Source organism: Arthrobacter sp. NPDC056691 (assembly GCF_042791415.1).
Classification (GTDB): domain Bacteria; phylum Actinomycetota; class Actinomycetes; order Actinomycetales; family Micrococcaceae; genus Arthrobacter.
This window is the reverse complement of the sequence record NZ_JBHTXX010000014.1, coordinates 46,610-62,582: the sequence shown is the minus strand read 5'-3', so window position 1 is coordinate 62,582 and position 15,973 is coordinate 46,610. Positions and strand designations below refer to the sequence as shown.

The following is a 15,973-nucleotide window of genomic DNA, read 5'->3' as shown; positions in this document are numbered from 1 at the left end:
CACACCCGGTTTTGCTTAACACTATCCGCTGACCGGACCTTACGCCGATTCGCGGCTGCGTCGGGGTAGCAGTTCTTCGGGCTTCCGGAGGAGCGGCCGGGGTTTTCCACATGGACGAATTCACCGCACCCGTTCCGGCCGTGCCGTCACTAGCGTGGTGCCCAGGTTTTCCCACAGAACGGAGGTCGCCGGTGCAGCTGCAATGTACCCTGGTCCGCGCCCCCGGGGCCGCTTCGGCCGGGTCCGGTTCCCCCGCCGGGCCGGTCGAGCTGACGGTGGCGGCCCCGGACGGTTGCCCGGGCGCGGACCTGGAGGCAGAGCTTTCGCGCAGCTTTCGGACGCGCGGACTGACTGTAGCCGGCCTGCCACTCAGGGCTCTGACGCTCGGCAGGGCGCCCCTGATCAACGGGGCTGTGCTGGTGGACGGCGTCGCCGACGGTCCTGGGTCCCGGGCGGGATCGGCGGGCGACCTTCCCGCGGCTGTACTCCTCGCGGTGGACAGCGGCCCCGCCGCAGGGACTGTCCTTCCGCTGCAGCGGGGAAGCTACCGGATCGGCCGCACCAACACTGAGCTGACCATTCCCGATGCCGATCTCTCCCGGGAGCACGCCCGAATTGAGGTTTCGGACACAGCCCTGACCCTTGCGGACCTTGGCAGCATCAATGGAACCGAGGTGGACGGCAAAAGGGTGTCAAAAACGGCCGTCGCCATCGGTTCCCGCATTCGCTGCGGCAATTCCTCCCTGTCAGTTGTGCTGGCCGCGCCGTCGGCGGCAGGTGACGCTGACCTGGGGTTTGCCGGGAGCCCTGTGGCGGAGCCGCTGATCGTGTCGCGCCCGGCCGCGCCGGCGGGCCGGTCCGTGCTGGTTCTCGGGGCCGTTCTCCCCGTGATCATCGGGGTGGGACTGGTACTGGTGACGGGGTCGTGGATGTTTCTGGCCTTCACAGCGGTCTCGGCAGTGACACTCCTTGTCCCGGTGGCCTCGGGCGCCCGGCAGCGCCGTGAACTGAGATCGGCAGTCGCGGCGGCAGCTGAGCAGGATCTGGATCGACGACGGCGGTCCGCGCCGTCCGCTGCCGTCCTTGCGCTGCGCGCTGCGGTTCCCGCAGTGAACCCTGCCGGCACCGGCCGGGAGACAGCACAGGAAACATCAACGTACACGGGTGATCCGGCGCCGTTGCCCGGGCCCGGCGTCTGGCTCAGACTCGGCCTGGCTGATCAACCGGCCAATATACGCCTGGAGCCGGACCAGCCGGGCTTCAAACCCCCTCGGCTTGGGGCGGTGCCGCTGCTCCTGGACCCCGGCCTTGCGGTCGTGTCGGTCCGGGGAACCGACTCAGAGGTTCACGGCCTGGCCCACTCGTTCCTCATGCAGCTCACCGGGTATCCGCTGGCCAGGGGTACCCGGATCGCGATCCACGGGCCCGCTTCCGTCCTGCCGCTCGCGGCACGGTTTCTTCCGGGTGTCTCACTCCATTCAAGAATCCCTGACACAATTGCGGCACTGACGGACACGTCCGGCGGACAGGGCATGTCCCGCATCCTGCTGCTTTTCGGCGAAGAACTCGACGGAACAGAAGAACTCGGCGGAACAAAGGACAGCACCGCCGGGGCCGGCGTCATCGCAACTGCCCGGCGGCTGGGCTGGCGGGTGGTCCATCTCTTGGGCCGGGGACAGGAGCCAGCGGAAACCGATATTGAGCTCGGCGAGCGCGGGGCCATGCTTCGGGCCCGCGCTTTATGTCACCGCTTTGTTGCAGACCTGGTGCCGTCCGGCGTTTTCGACCGCTACTGCCGGGCGTACCGGCAGTCCCTCCCTGATGTGCAGGCCGGCGGGCACTCCATGCCGGTGCGCTGCGGGCTTGGCGATCTGCTTGACCAGTCGACCGGTGCGACTGCCAAGCGCTGGGCAGCAGGCCGGCAGATGCCACGACTCACCATCCCCCTGGGCCGCACAGCCCGGGGCGTGCGCGTCCTCGACCTTGAATCAGATGGCCCACACGTCCTCGTTGCGGGCACCACAGGTTCCGGGAAGTCGGAACTGCTCCGCACCATTGCCGCCGGGCTCGCGCTGTGCTATCCGCCGGACCGCGTCAATATCCTCTTCTTCGACTTCAAGGGCGGGTCCGGACTCAGTCCGCTGACTGATGTCCCGCACTGCGTCGGTATGCTGACGGATCTTGCCAGCAGCCAGCTGGAGCGCACGATTGTGTCGCTGCGGGCAGAAGTCCGCAGACGTGAGCATCTGCTCGCCGCCGCCAACGCCCCGGACCTGGCCGCCTATCGCCTGTCCCCGTCCGGTGGTCCGCCGCTCCCCCAACTGGTCCTCATCATCGATGAGTTCCGAATGCTCGTCGAGGACGCTCCCGGGACCCTGACCGAACTGATGCGGATTGCAGCCATAGGCCGGTCGCTGGGCATCCACCTGATCATGGCCACCCAGCGCCCGCAGGGGGCTCTCACGGCAGACATCCGCGCGAACGTCACAACGAGCATCGCCCTCCGCGTGCAGTCCGCACACGAGTCGGCCGACGTAATCGGCACCAGTGCGGCCTCGTCAATACCCGTCAACCGGCCTGGCCGCGCCTACCTGGCCAGGGGCGCCGAAGCTGCCGAGGAGTTCCAGTCGGCATCAGTTGCCGGCGCTGACAACGGGGGTTCTGCTTCTTGCCGGGTCAGGGTGCTTGAGACCACGGTGGCCCTGGCGATGCCAGCTTCCATCAACAGCAGCGGCCCTCCGCCGGAAACCCCGTCGGACGCCGCCAGGCCGTTGGTGGAGCTGACTGCCTCCCTGTGGGCGGGGATGGGCGGTTCCGCAGCGCGCCGTCCGGTGGCTCCGCCGTTGCCGGACGTGCTGGCGAGTCCCGCTGACGTGGCCGCACTCACCGCAGATGTCCGCGACCCTGCCGGCGTCGGCCGTGGAGGCAATGTCCGTTCAGGCACGGTCCATTCCGGCGCCATCCCCACAGGCACCGTCCCTGCTGGCACGGTGCCGGGAGCGGCAGAAGATTGGGCTGTAGGTCTGGGCTTGCTGGACCTGCCCGAGAAGCAGCGGCTTGCAGCGCTCACCTGGCGGCCGGGGGCCGACGGACACTTGGCGCTGATAGGCGCCGGATCCCGCGATGCCGCGCAGGCAATGTCAACAGCAATGCAGCAGCTCCTGTCCCATCCCACGGAATGCCACCTCTACGTCCTCGATGCGGACGGGTCGTTAACGGGCCTGGCCGGTGCGAACCGCACCGGATCCTTTGTGCACCCCCACGACGTCCGCCGCGGCGTGCGCGTCCTGGAACGCCTGGCGGCCGAAATGTCCCAGCGGCTCAGCCGGCTCCAGACACCCTCCGGTCCGCCGCTGGTGCTGGCCATTTCGGGCTGGGGCACCTGGCTGTCTGCCCTCCGCACCGGCCCCCTGACCCGCGCCGAAGACCACATCCAGGACATCGTCCGGGACGGCCGCCCTGCCGGAATCACCGTCGTGATCTCGGGCGACCGCGAACTCGTGACGTCTCGGTTTTTTCCGGCCATCCCCAACCGCATTTACTGCCCGCGGGGCGCCAGCGCCGAGAGCAGGCTGGCCTGGCCCAAAATGCCCGACCTTCCGCCGATTCCGGGCCGCGCCGTGGCATCCGGGGCCTTCTCCGCCGGGCGCCCGGCGGTCTGCCAGCTCTACGTCCAGGTCCCGGGGAGTGGACGTGCAGGTCCCGGAAAAGTCACGGCCACCGGCGAGATCATGCAGGGTCCGGTGCGGGTCAAGCCGTTCCGCGTGGATCCCCTTCCCGAGCAGCTCTCTGTGGCGGATGTACTGTCCCGAATGCCCCTGGCGGAGCGGATTTCGGACGCACGTGATCCGGACGCACCCCAGCGGGGATCAGATCCCGAAGCACCTTACCCGGCGCGCACAGCCGCCCGCCGCCTGGTGGTCGGCGTGGGCGGGGACGAACCCGTCCCTGCCGCGGTGCGCCTGCCGAAAGGTGCTGTCCTTGCCGTGCTGGGCAGCGCCGGTTCAGGCAAGTCATCGTTCCTGGCATCCCTGCCGGCGATCAACCCGTCGGTGTCCGGGTGGCTGCACCCCGGCCCGCAGCCGAGTCGTGGCGACTTTTGGGCGGAAGTGCACCGCGATGCCGCTGAAGGACGTCTACCGAGAAACGGCATACTCCTCGTCGATGATGCCGACGTGCTGCCTGCAGCCTCCCAACAGCACCTGATGGAGCTGAACAGCCGCGGCTGGGCGGTAATTTTTTCGGCCGCGTTCAGCCAGTCACTGATGCAGCGTGTCCCGCTCGCGCTGGCAGCCCGCAGTAGCGGCACGGGCATCCTCATTGCGCCCCGCAGTCCTCATGACGGCGACATCTTCGGACTGCGGATTGAGCCGGATTCCCATCCCCCGCCAGGACGTGCCCTGCTTGTGGCGGACGGCGCGGCAATGACAGTTCAACTGGCCGTGGCCGAGGATGTCAGGAGGCTCTAGAGTGCCGGCGGATCGGAAGCGGCGCGGGAGGCGAAGCGAATCACGCGTTTGTCGAACAACAGGACGATGGCCGCGCCGGCAGGGATCAGCATTGCGGCGCCAGCCGCCGGGAGGCCGGCGGTGAGCGTGGGGAAGCCAATGGTCAGCACCAACAGCTGCGCCACCAGCGCCCCGGCCCGCGGCCAGCGGAAACCACGGAAGAGGAACACGGCAACGGCATACAGCCAGGCCGCAAAAGCCAGCAGCAGGCCGAGCGTGAAAACGGCACCCCAAAAGGACATGACAGGCGCCCCGCTGGCCAGCTGGAATCCGTACCAGCCTGCTGCGGCCAGCAGCGCCGTGGCCTCGGCTGCCACAACCCCTGAGATCACGGCGACAGCGCGGGGACGGACGGGGCCCGAAGGCTGTGTTCCTGCTGAGCCCCGGTCCTCCGGAGTACCACCGTTTCCGGCATCAGCGAACGGACCGGACGGGTCTTTTGGGGGTCTTGACACACTGGCACACTACCCGACATAGTCGACACACGGCGGGACAGCCTGCCGATGTGATGCATCGCTCACGTTTCTTGGGGATTTCGTGGCCCACTACCCCTTGTTTACACAGCGTTAACATGAAACGCTTGATCCAGATGACCAAGGGGGCCCTGCCGGGCCCCTTTCCTATGTAAGCCCTAGTGAATATTTTCACAAAGGGTATTGACTTCCCAGGAATGGAGTGACTGATCAGCATGGATTGGCGTAATCGCGCGGCCTGCCTCGACAAGGACCCGGAGCTGTTTTTCCCCGTAGGCAACACTGGCCCCGCGCTCTTGCAGATCGAAGAAGCCAAGAGCGTCTGCCGCCGGTGCCCGGTTGTTGACACCTGCCTGCAGTGGGCGCTGGAGTCCGGACAGGATGCCGGCGTGTGGGGCGGCATGAGCGAGGACGAACGCCGTGCACTCAAGCGCCGGGCCGCACGGGCCCGCCGCGCTTCCTGACCCGGCACCAAGCACTCAGGCAGTAAGCGCCTCAGAGCAAAAGGCGACGGCCGGGGACCCATGGTCCGCGGCCGTCGCCTTTCCTTTTAACGGTTTGCCAGGCTCAGGACAATCTGCACCGCAGTGCCGCCGCCTTCGCGGGGCTGCCACTGGATGGTGCCGCCAAGTTCGCTGGTGACCAGCGTCCGGACAATCTGTAGCCCGAGGCCTTCCACGTGCGGCGTCTCCGGCAGGCCAACGCCGTCGTCCGCCACGGTAACAGTGAGCAGTTCTTCGTCGTCATCGCCTGCCGAGCGGTCGGCAAGCAGCCATACCGTGCCGGTGCGTCCCTCCAGCCCGTGCTCGACCGCGTTGGTGACAAGTTCGTTAATCACCAGCGCCAGCGGCGTCGCGAAGTCGCTGGGAAGCTCACCAAACAACCCGGACCGCTGTGTCCGCACCTGCTGGGACGGTGACGCCACTTCTGCGGAAAGGCGGAACTGGCGTCCGATGAGTTCATCAAAGTCGACGCTTTGGGTCAGCCCCTGCGAGAGCGTCTCGTGCACGAGGGCAATCGTTGCAACGCGCCGCATGGCCTGTTCCAGCCCCTGCTTTGCCTCGTCACTGACCATTCGACGGGACTGCATGCGCAGCAGTGCAGCAACAGTCTGCAGATTGTTCTTGACCCGGTGGTGGATTTCACGGATGGTGGCATCCTTCGTGACCAGCTCCATCTCGCGGCGTCGCAGTTCGGACACGTCACGGCAGAGGACCAGCGCACCGAACCGCTGCTGCTCGTCGCGGAGCGGGATGGCGCGCAGAGACAGGCTGACGCCACGGGATTCAATCTCGCTGCGCCACGGCATCCGTCCGGTAACAACGAGCGGGAGCGTCTCGTCCACCATCCGGCGGTCCTTCAGCAGACCCGCCGTGACCTCGGCCAGCGAGCGCCCCTCGAGGGATTCGCCGTCGCCGAGGCGCCGGAACGCCGAGACCCCGTTCGGGCTGGCGTACTGGACGATCCCTTCGGCGTCGAGGCGGATCAGGCCGTCGCCCACGCGCGGGGCGCCGCGGCGGGAGCCGGTCGGCGAGGCGAAGTCCGGCCAGAGCCCCAGTGTGCCCATGCGCAGCAGGTCATAGGCACACTGGCGGTAGGTCAGCTCCAGCCTGGACGGCATCCGCGAGCTCGAGAGGTCCATGTGGGAGGTGACCACCGCCAGCGTCCGGCCGTTCCTGACCATCGGCACGGCTTCGACCCGCAGCGCCATGTCGCTGCTCCAGTTCGTCTCACTGGAACGCTCAATGGTGCGGCTCTCCCACGCCTTGTCCACGAGCGGCTGCAGGTCCGACCGGATGCCCTCCCCGACGAAGTCAGCGTGGAACACCGTATGCGTCGTGGAGGGCCGGACGTGCGCCAGGGCAACGTAGCCGTGCTCCGGATGGGGAAACCACAGGGCCAGGTCGGCAAACGCGAGATCGGCCACCATCTGCCAGTCGCCCACCAGGAGGTGCAGCCATTCGGCATCCCCCGGCCCGAAATCAGCGTGCTCCCTGATGGGGTCCGTAAAGATTGCCACTGCACCTCCAGTTTTTCGACGGCGGGACCCTTGTCCTAGCGTCGGACGATTGACCTCAAGAGCCTCAATGCTACCGAGAGCGAGGCCATGTCGTCCGCTTCGAGGGCGTTGACCTCATCGAACATGCTCTTCGCACGGCCCAAATGTTCGGCATTCAGCTGCTCCCAGGCCTTGAGCCTGTCCTCGGCGGGCGACCCTTCGCCGGTCGAGTCCAGGACCGCCGTCGTCATGTCTGAGACGGTCGAGTAAAGGTCATCACGCAGCGCGGCACGGGCCAGGGCCTGCCAGCGGTCCTTCCGCGGGAGGGAACTGATCCGCTCCAGCAGGGAGTCCGCGTGGAACCGGTTGAACACCGTGTAGTAGACGTTGGCGATGTCCTCCACCGGCTCCTTGCGGTTGTGCGCAATTTTGGCGATGTCCAGCAGGACGAAGCTCTCAAACAACTCGGCCCAGCGGTGGCCAAGGTCCTCGGGCAGGCCCCAGGACCGCGCCTTCTCAAGCCAGGAGGCAACGCGCTCACGGTCGTCACCGCGCAGGTAGTCCAGCAGCCGCGCCCGCATGGGTTCCATCGGCGGCTGGAACTCGGCGACGATGTCGGCGATGGGCCGCGACGCGCTGCCCTGGGCCAGGACCCACCGCACCGCTCGGTCCAGCAGCCGCCGGATATCGAGGTGGACGGTGCTCCAGTGCTCAGTGGGGAACGACGCAGGCAGGTCGTTGAGCTCCGACACCATGACGTCGAGTTCGTAGATTTCCCGCAGCGCCACGAACGCCTTGGCCACCGCCACCTCGCTCGCAGAGGTCTCCTCCATGGTCCGGAAGGCAAAGGTGATGCCGCCCAGGTTGATCATGTCGTTGGCCACGACCGTTGCGATGATTTCCCGGCGCAGCGGATGGGTGTCCAGGTCGGCGTCGAATTTCTCTCGAAGCTGGACCGGGAAGTACTGCCGGAGCGTTTCCCGGAACCAGGGGTCGTCGGCCAGGTCGCTGTCGCGCAGGGCGGTCGCCAGTTCGATCTTGGCGTAGGCGGCCAGCACGGACAGTTCAGGTGACGTAAGCCCCTGCCCCTGTTCCAGCCGTTCGCGCAGGACAGCGGTGGAGGGCAGTGCCTCCAGGTCGCGGTTCAGGTCCGCCGTTTTCTCCAGCCAGTCCATCAGCCGCTCGTAGCTCGGGCTCCATTCGGCGACTTTCTGGCGGTCATTCAGGAGCAGGATGTTCTGGTCGATGTTGTCTTCCAGGACCAGCCGCCCCACTTCGTCGGTCATCGCCGCAAGGAAGTCCGAGCGCTCGGCGGCGTCGAGCTTGCCGGCCGCAACCATCCGGTCCACGAAGATCTTGATGTTGACCTCGTGGTCGGAGCAGTCCACACCGGCGGAGTTGTCGATGGCATCGGTGTTCAGGATGACGCCCTGCAGCGCCGCTTCGATACGGCCCCGCTGCGTCATGCCGAGGTTTCCGCCCTCGCCCACAACCTTGACGCGAAGGTCGCGGCCGTCCACCCGGATGGCATCGTTGGACTTGTCGCCCACCATGGCGTGCGTCTCGGAACTGGCCTTCACATAGGTTCCGATGCCGCCGTTGTAAAGCAGGTCGGCGGGCGCGAGCAGGATGGCGCGCAGGAGTTCGGGCGGGCTGAGCTGGGTCGTGGCCTCCGGCAGGCCAAGGGCAGACCGGACCTGCGGCGACACCGGGATCGATTTCGCCTGCCGCGGGTACACCCCGCCGCCTTCGCTGATCAGGCTCCTGTCATAGTCGTCCCAGGACGACCGGGGCAGCCCGAACAGCCGCTGCCGCTCCGTGTAGGAGGTTGCCTCGTCCGGGTTCGGGTCGAGGAAGATGTGCCTGTGGTCGAACGCCGCGAGCAGCCGGATGTGCTGGGACAGGAGCATTCCGTTGCCGAAGACGTCCCCGGACATGTCACCGACGCCAACGACCGTGAAAGGCTCGGACTGGGTATCCAGGTCCAGCTCGCTGAAGTGCCGCTTAACCGACTCCCAGGCACCGCGGGCGGTGATGCCCATGGCCTTGTGGTCATATCCCACCGAACCGCCGGAGGCGAAGGCGTCGCCCAGCCAGAATCCGTAGTCCGCTGCCAGTCCGTTTGCAATGTCAGAGAAGGATGCCGTGCCCTTGTCCGCTGCGACCACGAGGTAAGAGTCGTCGCCGTCGTGCCGTACAACGTTCGACGGCGGGACAAGCCGTTCGCCGTCTGCTCCCGTCACGAGGTTGTCGGTGACGTCCAGCAGTCCGCGGATGAACGTCTTGTAGCTTTCGACGCCCTCCGCCATCCAGGCCGACCTGTCCTTGGCGGGATCCGGCAGCCGCTTGGCGAAGAACCCGCCTTTTGCGCCCGTCGGAACGATCACGGCATTTTTGACCGTCTGAGCCTTGACCAGACCCAGGATTTCCGTGCGGAAGTCTTCCCGCCGGTCCGACCAGCGGAGGCCGCCGCGGGCCACCTTGCCGAAGCGCAGGTGAACGCCCTCGACCCGGGGAGCGTAAACCCAGATTTCGAACATGGGCCGCGGGAAGGGCAGCCCTTCGATGGCTGAGGGGTCGAGCTTGAAGCTCAGGTGCGGCTTGTCCTGGTAAAAGTTGGTGCGCAGCGTTGCTTCGATGAGGTTGGTGAACGTCCTCACCACGCGGTCGGCGTCGAGCGTGGCGACATCGTCGATCGACGACGACAGCTCAGCGCGGACTTTTTCCTGCCGTTCGGTCCGCTCCAGCTCGGTCAGCGCCGGATCGAAGCGTGCCTCAAACAGGGCAGTCAGCCCGCGGGTGACCTCCGGGTTGGCCAGCAGGGTGTCGGCCATGAACTCAAACGAGTTGGTGTTCCCCATTTGCCGCATGTACTTCGCGTAGGCCCGCAGCACGATGACCTGCCGCCACGTCATGTCCTCGCGAAGCACCAGCCGGTCAAAACTGTCGGATTCCACGGCACCGGAAACGGCCGCGCCGAAGGAGTCCGCCAGCAGCCGGCCCGTGGACACCGGGTCCACCCCGGCGGGGTACTTCAGCCCGAGGTCGTAGAGGAAGAAGTCCCGGCGGTCGGCGGTCTCGATCTCGAACGGCCGCTCGTCCAGCACCTCCAGCCCCAGGTTGTGGAAATACGGCAGGATCTGGCTCAGGCTCTTCGGCTCCAGCATGTAGAGCTTGACCCTGGCGTCCTCCTCGAGGGTGGCGCCGGCCCCCTCGGGAAGATAAACGTGGACACCTGGCCGTTCCTGCCTGGCGCCGGCAACACGCTCGGCTTCGGCCCCGTACTGTTCAAACCGGGCGATGTCCTCGAGGGCATCTTCGATTTCGTAGTCGACGCGGTAGCTGGCCGGGAAAGCCTCGGCCCAGATGGCCGCGAGTTCGTTGGCACCGTCGTCGGCGCTGCGCTCGCGGAGTACCTCGGCGATCCCTTCACTCCAGGACCGGGCGGCACGGACCAGCCGCTGTTCCAGCGCGTCGGTGTTGACGTGGCTGACATCCGCGCCCTTCGGCAGGCGGATCCGGAAGAAGAGCCGGGCGAGGGCCGATTCGGTCATCCTCGCCTCATAGTCGATGGACTCGGCGCGGAAGGTCTCGCGGAGTTCCTGCTCGATCCTCAGCCGGACGTTCGTGGTGTACCGGTCGCGAGGAAGGTAGACCACGGCCGACATGAACCGTCCGTAGATGTCCGGCCGAAGGAAGAGCCGGGTCCGGCGCCGTTCCTGCAGCCGCTGGATTCCCGTTGCCGTCGCGGCCAGGTCGGGAATTTCGATTTGGAAGAGCTCGTCACGGGGGTACGTCTCCAGGATGCCCAGCAGGTCCTTGCCGGAATGCGAGTCCGGCGGAAAACCGGCGCCGCGCAGCACGGCCTCGACCTTTTCCCGGACAATCGGGATATTGCGTACGGAGTCGGTGTAGGCGCTGGTGGCAAACAGTCCGATGAAGCGCTGCTCACCGTTGACGTTGCCGGCAGCATCGAAGCTTTTCACGCCGATGTAGTCCAGGTACGCGGGCCGGTGCACTGTTGAGCGGGAATTTGCCTTGGTGATGACCAGGGCACGCTTTTCGCGGGCCTTGCGCCTGCCCGCGTCGGTGAGGTGCTGCACCTGATGGGTGTCGTGGTGTGCCCGCAGCAGGCCCAGGCCGCTGTCCTCGCGCAGTTCCAGGACATCCTCGCCTTCTTCGTTGACCAGGTCGTATTCCCGGTAACCGAGGAAGGTGAAGTTGCCCTCGTCCAGCCAGCGAAGCAGATCCTGGGCCTGGCGCAGCTCTGCGATCTGCGTCGGATGGGCCACCCTGTCCAGATCCAGGGCGATCTGCAGTGCCTTGTTGCGCATTTTCGGCCAGTCTTCGACGGCAGCCCGAACGTCTCCGAGGACCCGCTCCAGTCCTTCCTGCAGCTGCCCGGCGGCTTCGTTACTGGCGCGGCCGATCTCGACGGCAATCCAGGACTCCATGTGGGACGCGTTGTCGCCCTGGGCAATCAGGTGGGACAGGACGGGCAGCGCCGCGGTGTCGCCGCTGGAGATGCCGATGCTGGACGGGACCCGGTCCACCTTGACGAGCTCGTTGGTTTCGCGGTTGCGCGTGACCACGAACATGGGGTGCTGCACAAGGTGGATGGCCGAATTCTGACGTACCAGCTCGGCGTTGACTGAATCCACGAGGAAAGGCATGTCGTCCGTGACGATGTAAACAACGCTGCGGTCGCCCTCAGGAACGATGGAGATGTTGGCGCTGCCCGGACGGCGTTCAAAACCGACGGCGCGGTGGGTCTCAGCCCGGGCCGCCAGCAGCTCGTGCGGATAAGCGCGCGCGTCCTCCTCCGCCAGATGCTCGTAGTAGTCCGCAAAGAAGCCTTCCTCGGCTCCGATTGAACGGGACTGATCCTCCACGCTGGACCCAGACGACATCGACACACGCCTCCATCAGACAGTTTGCGGCTGCTTCCTTGCAGCCCTCACCGTGAGCCTAGCCCGTCAGCCTGCGCCTTGCTGTGGAGGAGAACACAGAAGATCGGCGTTTTTGCTGGACAGGTGCACAAACCAATTCCGCGATCGCCGCCCGAAGCCGGGATTCCGGGGCCGACTCCAGCAATAACGAGCCGGACAGCAGCGCCGCGTCCGCTGCGCCCGGGTCCCACGGAAGGAAGGCCTTAATGCCCGCCGACGGGCCGAACCGGTCCCACGCCTCGCGGAGCTGGCGTTCCGGCGAACGGCCCACGGCCGAGGCCCGCACCTTGTTGAGCACCACCTCCGGGTTGACTCCCGGCAGCGAACCCTCGAGTTCCGCCAGCCCCCTGACAAGGCGGGGCACACCGACGGGATCCGCCGATCCGACGGCGATCACAGTATCGGCCAGTTCAAGACTCCTGAGGGTTGCGGCGTTGCGCCGCGGTGCCATGGTGTCGAAGCTCAGCTCCTCGTCCGCCTCAAGGCAAAAGCCGGCGTCGACCACGGTGACGTCCGCCATTTCCCGCGCCCTGTCCAAAACAAGGGCCAGCGCGGCCGCGCGCAGCTCGGTCCAGCGGTCAGCCCGGGTTATGCCGGTCAGTACCCGGAAATTTCCTGCCGTGGCGGTAACTGGAACGGCGACGCGAAGCAGTGCTTCCCGGTCCAGGAGGCCCTGGTCGGCCAGCCGGCAGGCCTGTGCCAGACCAGCTGCCTCGTCGAGGAGCCCGAGGACGCCGGCGACGCTGGCCCCGTAGCTGTCGGCATCGACCAGCAGGACTGACTTGCCTTGGGCAGCCAGCTCCCCTGCAATGTTGACGGCAACCAGGGTTCTGCCAGGGGCCCCGGCCGGCCCCCACACGGCCAGGACCCTGCCGGTTCCGGCCAGAGCCTGCTCCGGTTCGGCGTCGACGGCCTCCGGGCGCAGGGCCGCGCCGGCGTCGGCGAAGCCTGTGGTGTAAGCGGGACCGGCGCCGGGGTTCAGCCCTGCCAGCCCCAGGCCTGCGTGCCGGCTGACGGCGTCGGCAATACTTTCCGCGAGTACCGTGGATTCAACGGTCGAGAGTGCCGCCGTGACCCCGATGCCGCGAAGCCTCAACCGCTCCTCGGGGCTGTCGGTCAGGGCGATGACTGCTACGCCCACGGCGGCGAGCCTGTCCACCAGCGATGCAGTCAGGTCCGCACTTCCCTCGGCAACAACGGCAGCCCGCGCCAGACCGCTCTGGCAGGCGGCCAGCAGCTCCGCGAGCTCTGCGCACCGCCGGACCACCGTGACTGGACCGTGCAGCCGCTCGAGTCCACCAACCAGGTCTTCCTGGGACTCACCGACGGTGACAACCGGGATGCTCACTTGGCGGCCCCGCCGGGATTCCAGACCACGGAGATTTTGGCCTCGTTTGCCTGTGCGCCAAGGAGCGAGGCCAGCTGCCCGTCCCCCACCAGGACCATCAGGACGGTGGATTTCGAGGCGCCAAGAGCGGTGGATCCTTCTGAGACCTCCGCGATTTCCGCGCCGGGAAGCAGCAGCTTCGGCTCGGCAAAGCCGTTCCGGGCGTCAGGCATGGAGACCCAGACGTCCACCCGGGTTCCCGCCACCGCCTGTTCAGGCAAGGCCTCCTGAACCGTGACGGCCACCGGCTTTCGGTCCAGGGCGTCGACACTGCCCAGGCTTTCACGGGGAACCAATTGGTTCTTGGCGATCCTTTGGACGGCCACCTGGCCGTCGGGAATACCTGACTCGGCCGTGACATAGTGCGGTTCGATGTCTCCCAGGCGCACCTTGACCCGGCTGATGTTTTCAGGCGTGAGTTTCTGCCCGACGGCGATTGGCTCACGGGCGGCAAACACCTCTGTGGTTCGGTCCGCGCTGCCGACGAGGGCTACGACTCCGACGACAGAGGCGAGGACCAGGAGCACACCCACCAGAAGCCTCGGGTCTTTCCAGGAAGGCTTCTTCAGCCGGGCTCCGGTGGCCGCCGTGCTTGCACTCATGCGTACTGCTCCCCCTTGACGCCTGGGCGCTTCACCCGCGCCGGTCATGATCATTGTTACGGCATGACTGCTCGATCGGAAAGGTATTCAGGCAAACAACATCAAACTGTGGATAACGGCATCATCCACGCCCAACGGTGGCACAATTGGACTATGCCCCGATTCCTTACGCTTGCAGATGTAGCCGAACAGCTTCAGATCAATGCGCCGGCAGCGTATGCCCTCGTCCGCAGCGGCGAACTGAAGGCAATCCAGGTGGGTGGCCGCGGCCAGTGGCGTGTCGAGGAAAAGATGCTTGAGCAGTACATCGAAGAGCGTTATGCCGAGGCAAGCCGCATGATCCAAGAGGCCAAGTCCAAGTCCGTTTGAGCACGGGAGGACCCGGCGGGACGGTGGATTCCCCGCCATCAGCCGTCAGAGGTCGCCGCCGCGCCTTGAGCGGAGCGCACCCAGCGCCTGAAACGGGACCGTCGCCACATCGGAAACCCGGCCAGCCCTGCGCGCTTCGCCGGGCAATGTCATGGCGAGGTCAAAAAAATCCCGCCCCACCCTGTCGATCACGCCGGAGAACTGCATGTCCGTTGACCGCCCTAACAGCAGGACGGTGAGTTCAGCCCTGTCCCGCGCCAGCACCCGCAGCGCGCTGGCGAGGCCGAGTTTCCGGCGCACCGGGGATGCCTCGCCCACGGCGAACCGCCCCAGTCCGGTGTAGCGGCCCACGGCGGCATACGGTATCAGCAGTTGATGCGCCGCCTCGTCAAGGACCAGGCTTTCGGACCCGGCATGACTGAGGGTGCCGGCAAAGACCGGTCCCGAACTCAAATGGATGCCAACGTGGCAGCCCAAGGACCCACGCAGCCTGTCATCGAGCGCGACGGCGGCCGTTTCCGCTCGGGAGCGCTCGGCAATCTCGGACTCCAGGCCCAGCACCCCGGCCTCGGCGAGCTGCAGCTCAAGATCCTGGAAAAGTGCATTCCATCGCATGGCGACAGCGTAGGCGCGCCCTCGGGGGCGGTCAATTAATCCACAAACTTTTCTATCTCCCTAGACAACCCAGACACACTGCTGCAAACTGTCTCGAACAGGACCAAACACATCAAAGTTTGTCAAACTGCATCAAATACACTGATTGGGGGAAGTCATGGTGGAAGAGGTACAGCGCCCGGTCAGGGCAGAAGCCGCCCTTGCCTTTGTCATCCTGGGGCTCGGAGTCTTTCTGGCTCTCACCGGAGCCGGAATCGTCGATCACTGGATGAGGTCCGCTGCACGTCAGCAGGCTTTGCTCTTCGACGACCTGCTTGGCCTGCTGGCCCTCGCCGCGGGGCTGACCGTCATTGCCTGGTGGCTGCTGTCCCTGGCCACCGCCTTCGCATCGGCACTCCTGGAACGGACCGGGCATCACGCTGCCGCCCGCGCCACGGGGCGGTTCAGCCCTGTTTTCATGCGCCGGCTGGCGCTGGCCGCGGTTGGCATCCAGCTCCTCGGCGCGCCGCTGGCCCAGGCGGATGAGTTGCCGGCCGCAGCCCTTTCCGCGAGCAACGGAACGTCCCTCTCTGCAGCGTGGGCGCCCCTGGCCGAGCGGCCAGACCTGCCCGCCAGCAATTCCGCGGACTCCAGCGGCACCGAAAGACCCGGCCGCACCGAAGGAACCGGGGTCACCGAAGGATCCGGCGGCGGAGGCAGCGAACACCAGCCGCAGTGGAAGCCGCGCGTCCCGGTGGCGCAACCCGGCCTCGTCAGCCCATTGCCCGCCCGGGCCACGGCTGAGCCAGCCACGGCCCGCCGCGAAGTACCCGTCCGGGCCGGGGAATCACTGTGGACCATCGCCGCACGCGAGCTGGGGCCCGGCGCCTCCGAGGTGGAAGTAGCGGCCCGCTGGCCGCTCTGGTATCAGGCCAACCGGAAAGTCATCGGAGCCGATCCCAACGTCCTTCTCCCAGGCCAGCTCCTCAGCCCGCCGCCACCGCCGTAAGGAGCGCCAGCAGGTTTCCTTCCCCGCCACCGACCCGCGGCCGCGCCCTTCCTGCGGCCTTCCCAAGCCAGCCTCTACCGAAG

Annotated in this window: 10 protein-coding genes; 4 read left to right on the top strand and 6 right to left on the bottom strand. The window is 66.6% G+C overall.

Going from position 1 to position 15,973, the window contains the following annotated elements:
• Nucleotides 1-191: 191 nt before the first annotated feature.
• Complete coding sequence (locus ACFRAU_RS13045; protein WP_378000216.1) at nt 192-4,469, top strand: FtsK/SpoIIIE domain-containing protein; 4,278 nt, start codon at nt 192-194, stop codon at nt 4,467-4,469.
• Here the strand turns inward: ACFRAU_RS13045 and ACFRAU_RS13040 are convergent.
• Entirely contained in the window at nt 4,466-4,837 is a 372-nt protein-coding gene (locus tag ACFRAU_RS13040) for a hypothetical protein (protein WP_378000243.1), read from the bottom strand. The genes ACFRAU_RS13045 and ACFRAU_RS13040 overlap by 4 nt on opposite strands.
• Nucleotides 4,838-5,196: 359 nt before the next feature.
• Between ACFRAU_RS13040 and ACFRAU_RS13035 the strand changes: the two genes are divergently transcribed.
• The gene (locus tag ACFRAU_RS13035) at nt 5,197-5,445 is read left to right on the top strand and encodes a WhiB family transcriptional regulator (RefSeq protein ID WP_003804966.1); all 249 of its coding nucleotides are present in this window, start codon (nt 5,197-5,199) and stop codon (nt 5,443-5,445) included.
• 86 nt (nt 5,446-5,531) lie between these two features.
• Here the strand turns inward: ACFRAU_RS13035 and ACFRAU_RS13030 are convergent, their stop codons facing one another.
• From ACFRAU_RS13030 to ACFRAU_RS13015, 4 genes are read right to left on the bottom strand one after another with little or no spacing between them, the layout of a single operon-like run.
• Nucleotides 5,532-7,001, bottom strand: coding sequence for a sensor histidine kinase (locus ACFRAU_RS13030; protein WP_111905820.1), 1,470 nt, complete (start codon nt 6,999-7,001; stop codon nt 5,532-5,534).
• A 35-nt stretch (nt 7,002-7,036) separates the two neighbouring features.
• A complete protein-coding gene (locus ACFRAU_RS13025) occupies nt 7,037-11,890 on the bottom strand; it encodes an NAD-glutamate dehydrogenase (protein WP_378000215.1) in 4,854 nt (1,617 codons plus the stop codon).
• Between the two features lie 58 nt (nt 11,891-11,948).
• Nucleotides 11,949-13,277: a CpaE family protein gene (locus tag ACFRAU_RS13020; RefSeq protein ID WP_378000214.1), complete on the bottom strand. Its 1,329-nt coding sequence runs from the start codon at nt 13,275-13,277 to the stop codon at nt 11,949-11,951.
• Entirely contained in the window at nt 13,274-13,918 is a 645-nt protein-coding gene (locus tag ACFRAU_RS13015) for a hypothetical protein (RefSeq protein ID WP_378000213.1), read from the bottom strand. The genes ACFRAU_RS13020 and ACFRAU_RS13015 overlap by 4 nt, the downstream gene beginning before the upstream one ends.
• A gap of 153 nt (nt 13,919-14,071) precedes the next feature.
• Between ACFRAU_RS13015 and ACFRAU_RS13010 the strand changes: the two genes are divergently transcribed.
• The gene (locus tag ACFRAU_RS13010; protein ID WP_043419585.1) at nt 14,072-14,287 is read left to right on the top strand and encodes a helix-turn-helix domain-containing protein; all 216 of its coding nucleotides are present in this window, start codon (nt 14,072-14,074) and stop codon (nt 14,285-14,287) included.
• Nucleotides 14,288-14,332: 45 nt separating this feature from the next.
• Here the strand turns inward: ACFRAU_RS13010 and ACFRAU_RS13005 are convergent, their stop codons facing one another.
• On the bottom strand, nt 14,333-14,902 hold the full coding sequence (locus ACFRAU_RS13005) for a hypothetical protein (protein WP_377998045.1): 570 nt from the start codon (nt 14,900-14,902) through the stop codon (nt 14,333-14,335).
• A 157-nt stretch (nt 14,903-15,059) separates the two neighbouring features.
• Here ACFRAU_RS13005 and ACFRAU_RS13000 point away from each other — a divergent pair, with 157 nt between their 5' ends.
• Nucleotides 15,060-15,890, top strand: coding sequence for a LysM peptidoglycan-binding domain-containing protein (locus tag ACFRAU_RS13000; RefSeq protein WP_378000212.1), 831 nt, complete (start codon nt 15,060-15,062; stop codon nt 15,888-15,890).
• The last annotated feature ends 83 nt before the right edge of the window (nt 15,891-15,973 follow it).

Bases quoted from the DNA above. Each gene is read 5' to 3' on its own strand.
- ACFRAU_RS13035 (WP_003804966.1), top strand. From the start codon at position 5,197: ATGGATTGGCGTAATCGCGCGGCCTGCCTCGACAAGGACCCGGAGCTG.
- ACFRAU_RS13025 (WP_378000215.1), bottom strand. From the start codon at position 11,890: ATGTCGTCTGGGTCCAGCGTGGAGGATCAGTCCCGTTCAATCGGAGCC.
- ACFRAU_RS13015 (WP_378000213.1), bottom strand. From the start codon at position 13,918: ATGAGTGCAAGCACGGCGGCCACCGGAGCCCGGCTGAAGAAGCCTTCC.
- ACFRAU_RS13010 (WP_043419585.1), top strand. From the start codon at position 14,072: ATGCCCCGATTCCTTACGCTTGCAGATGTAGCCGAACAGCTTCAGATC.
- ACFRAU_RS13005 (WP_377998045.1), bottom strand. From the start codon at position 14,902: ATGCGATGGAATGCACTTTTCCAGGATCTTGAGCTGCAGCTCGCCGAG.
- ACFRAU_RS13000 (WP_378000212.1), top strand. From the start codon at position 15,060: ATGGTGGAAGAGGTACAGCGCCCGGTCAGGGCAGAAGCCGCCCTTGCC.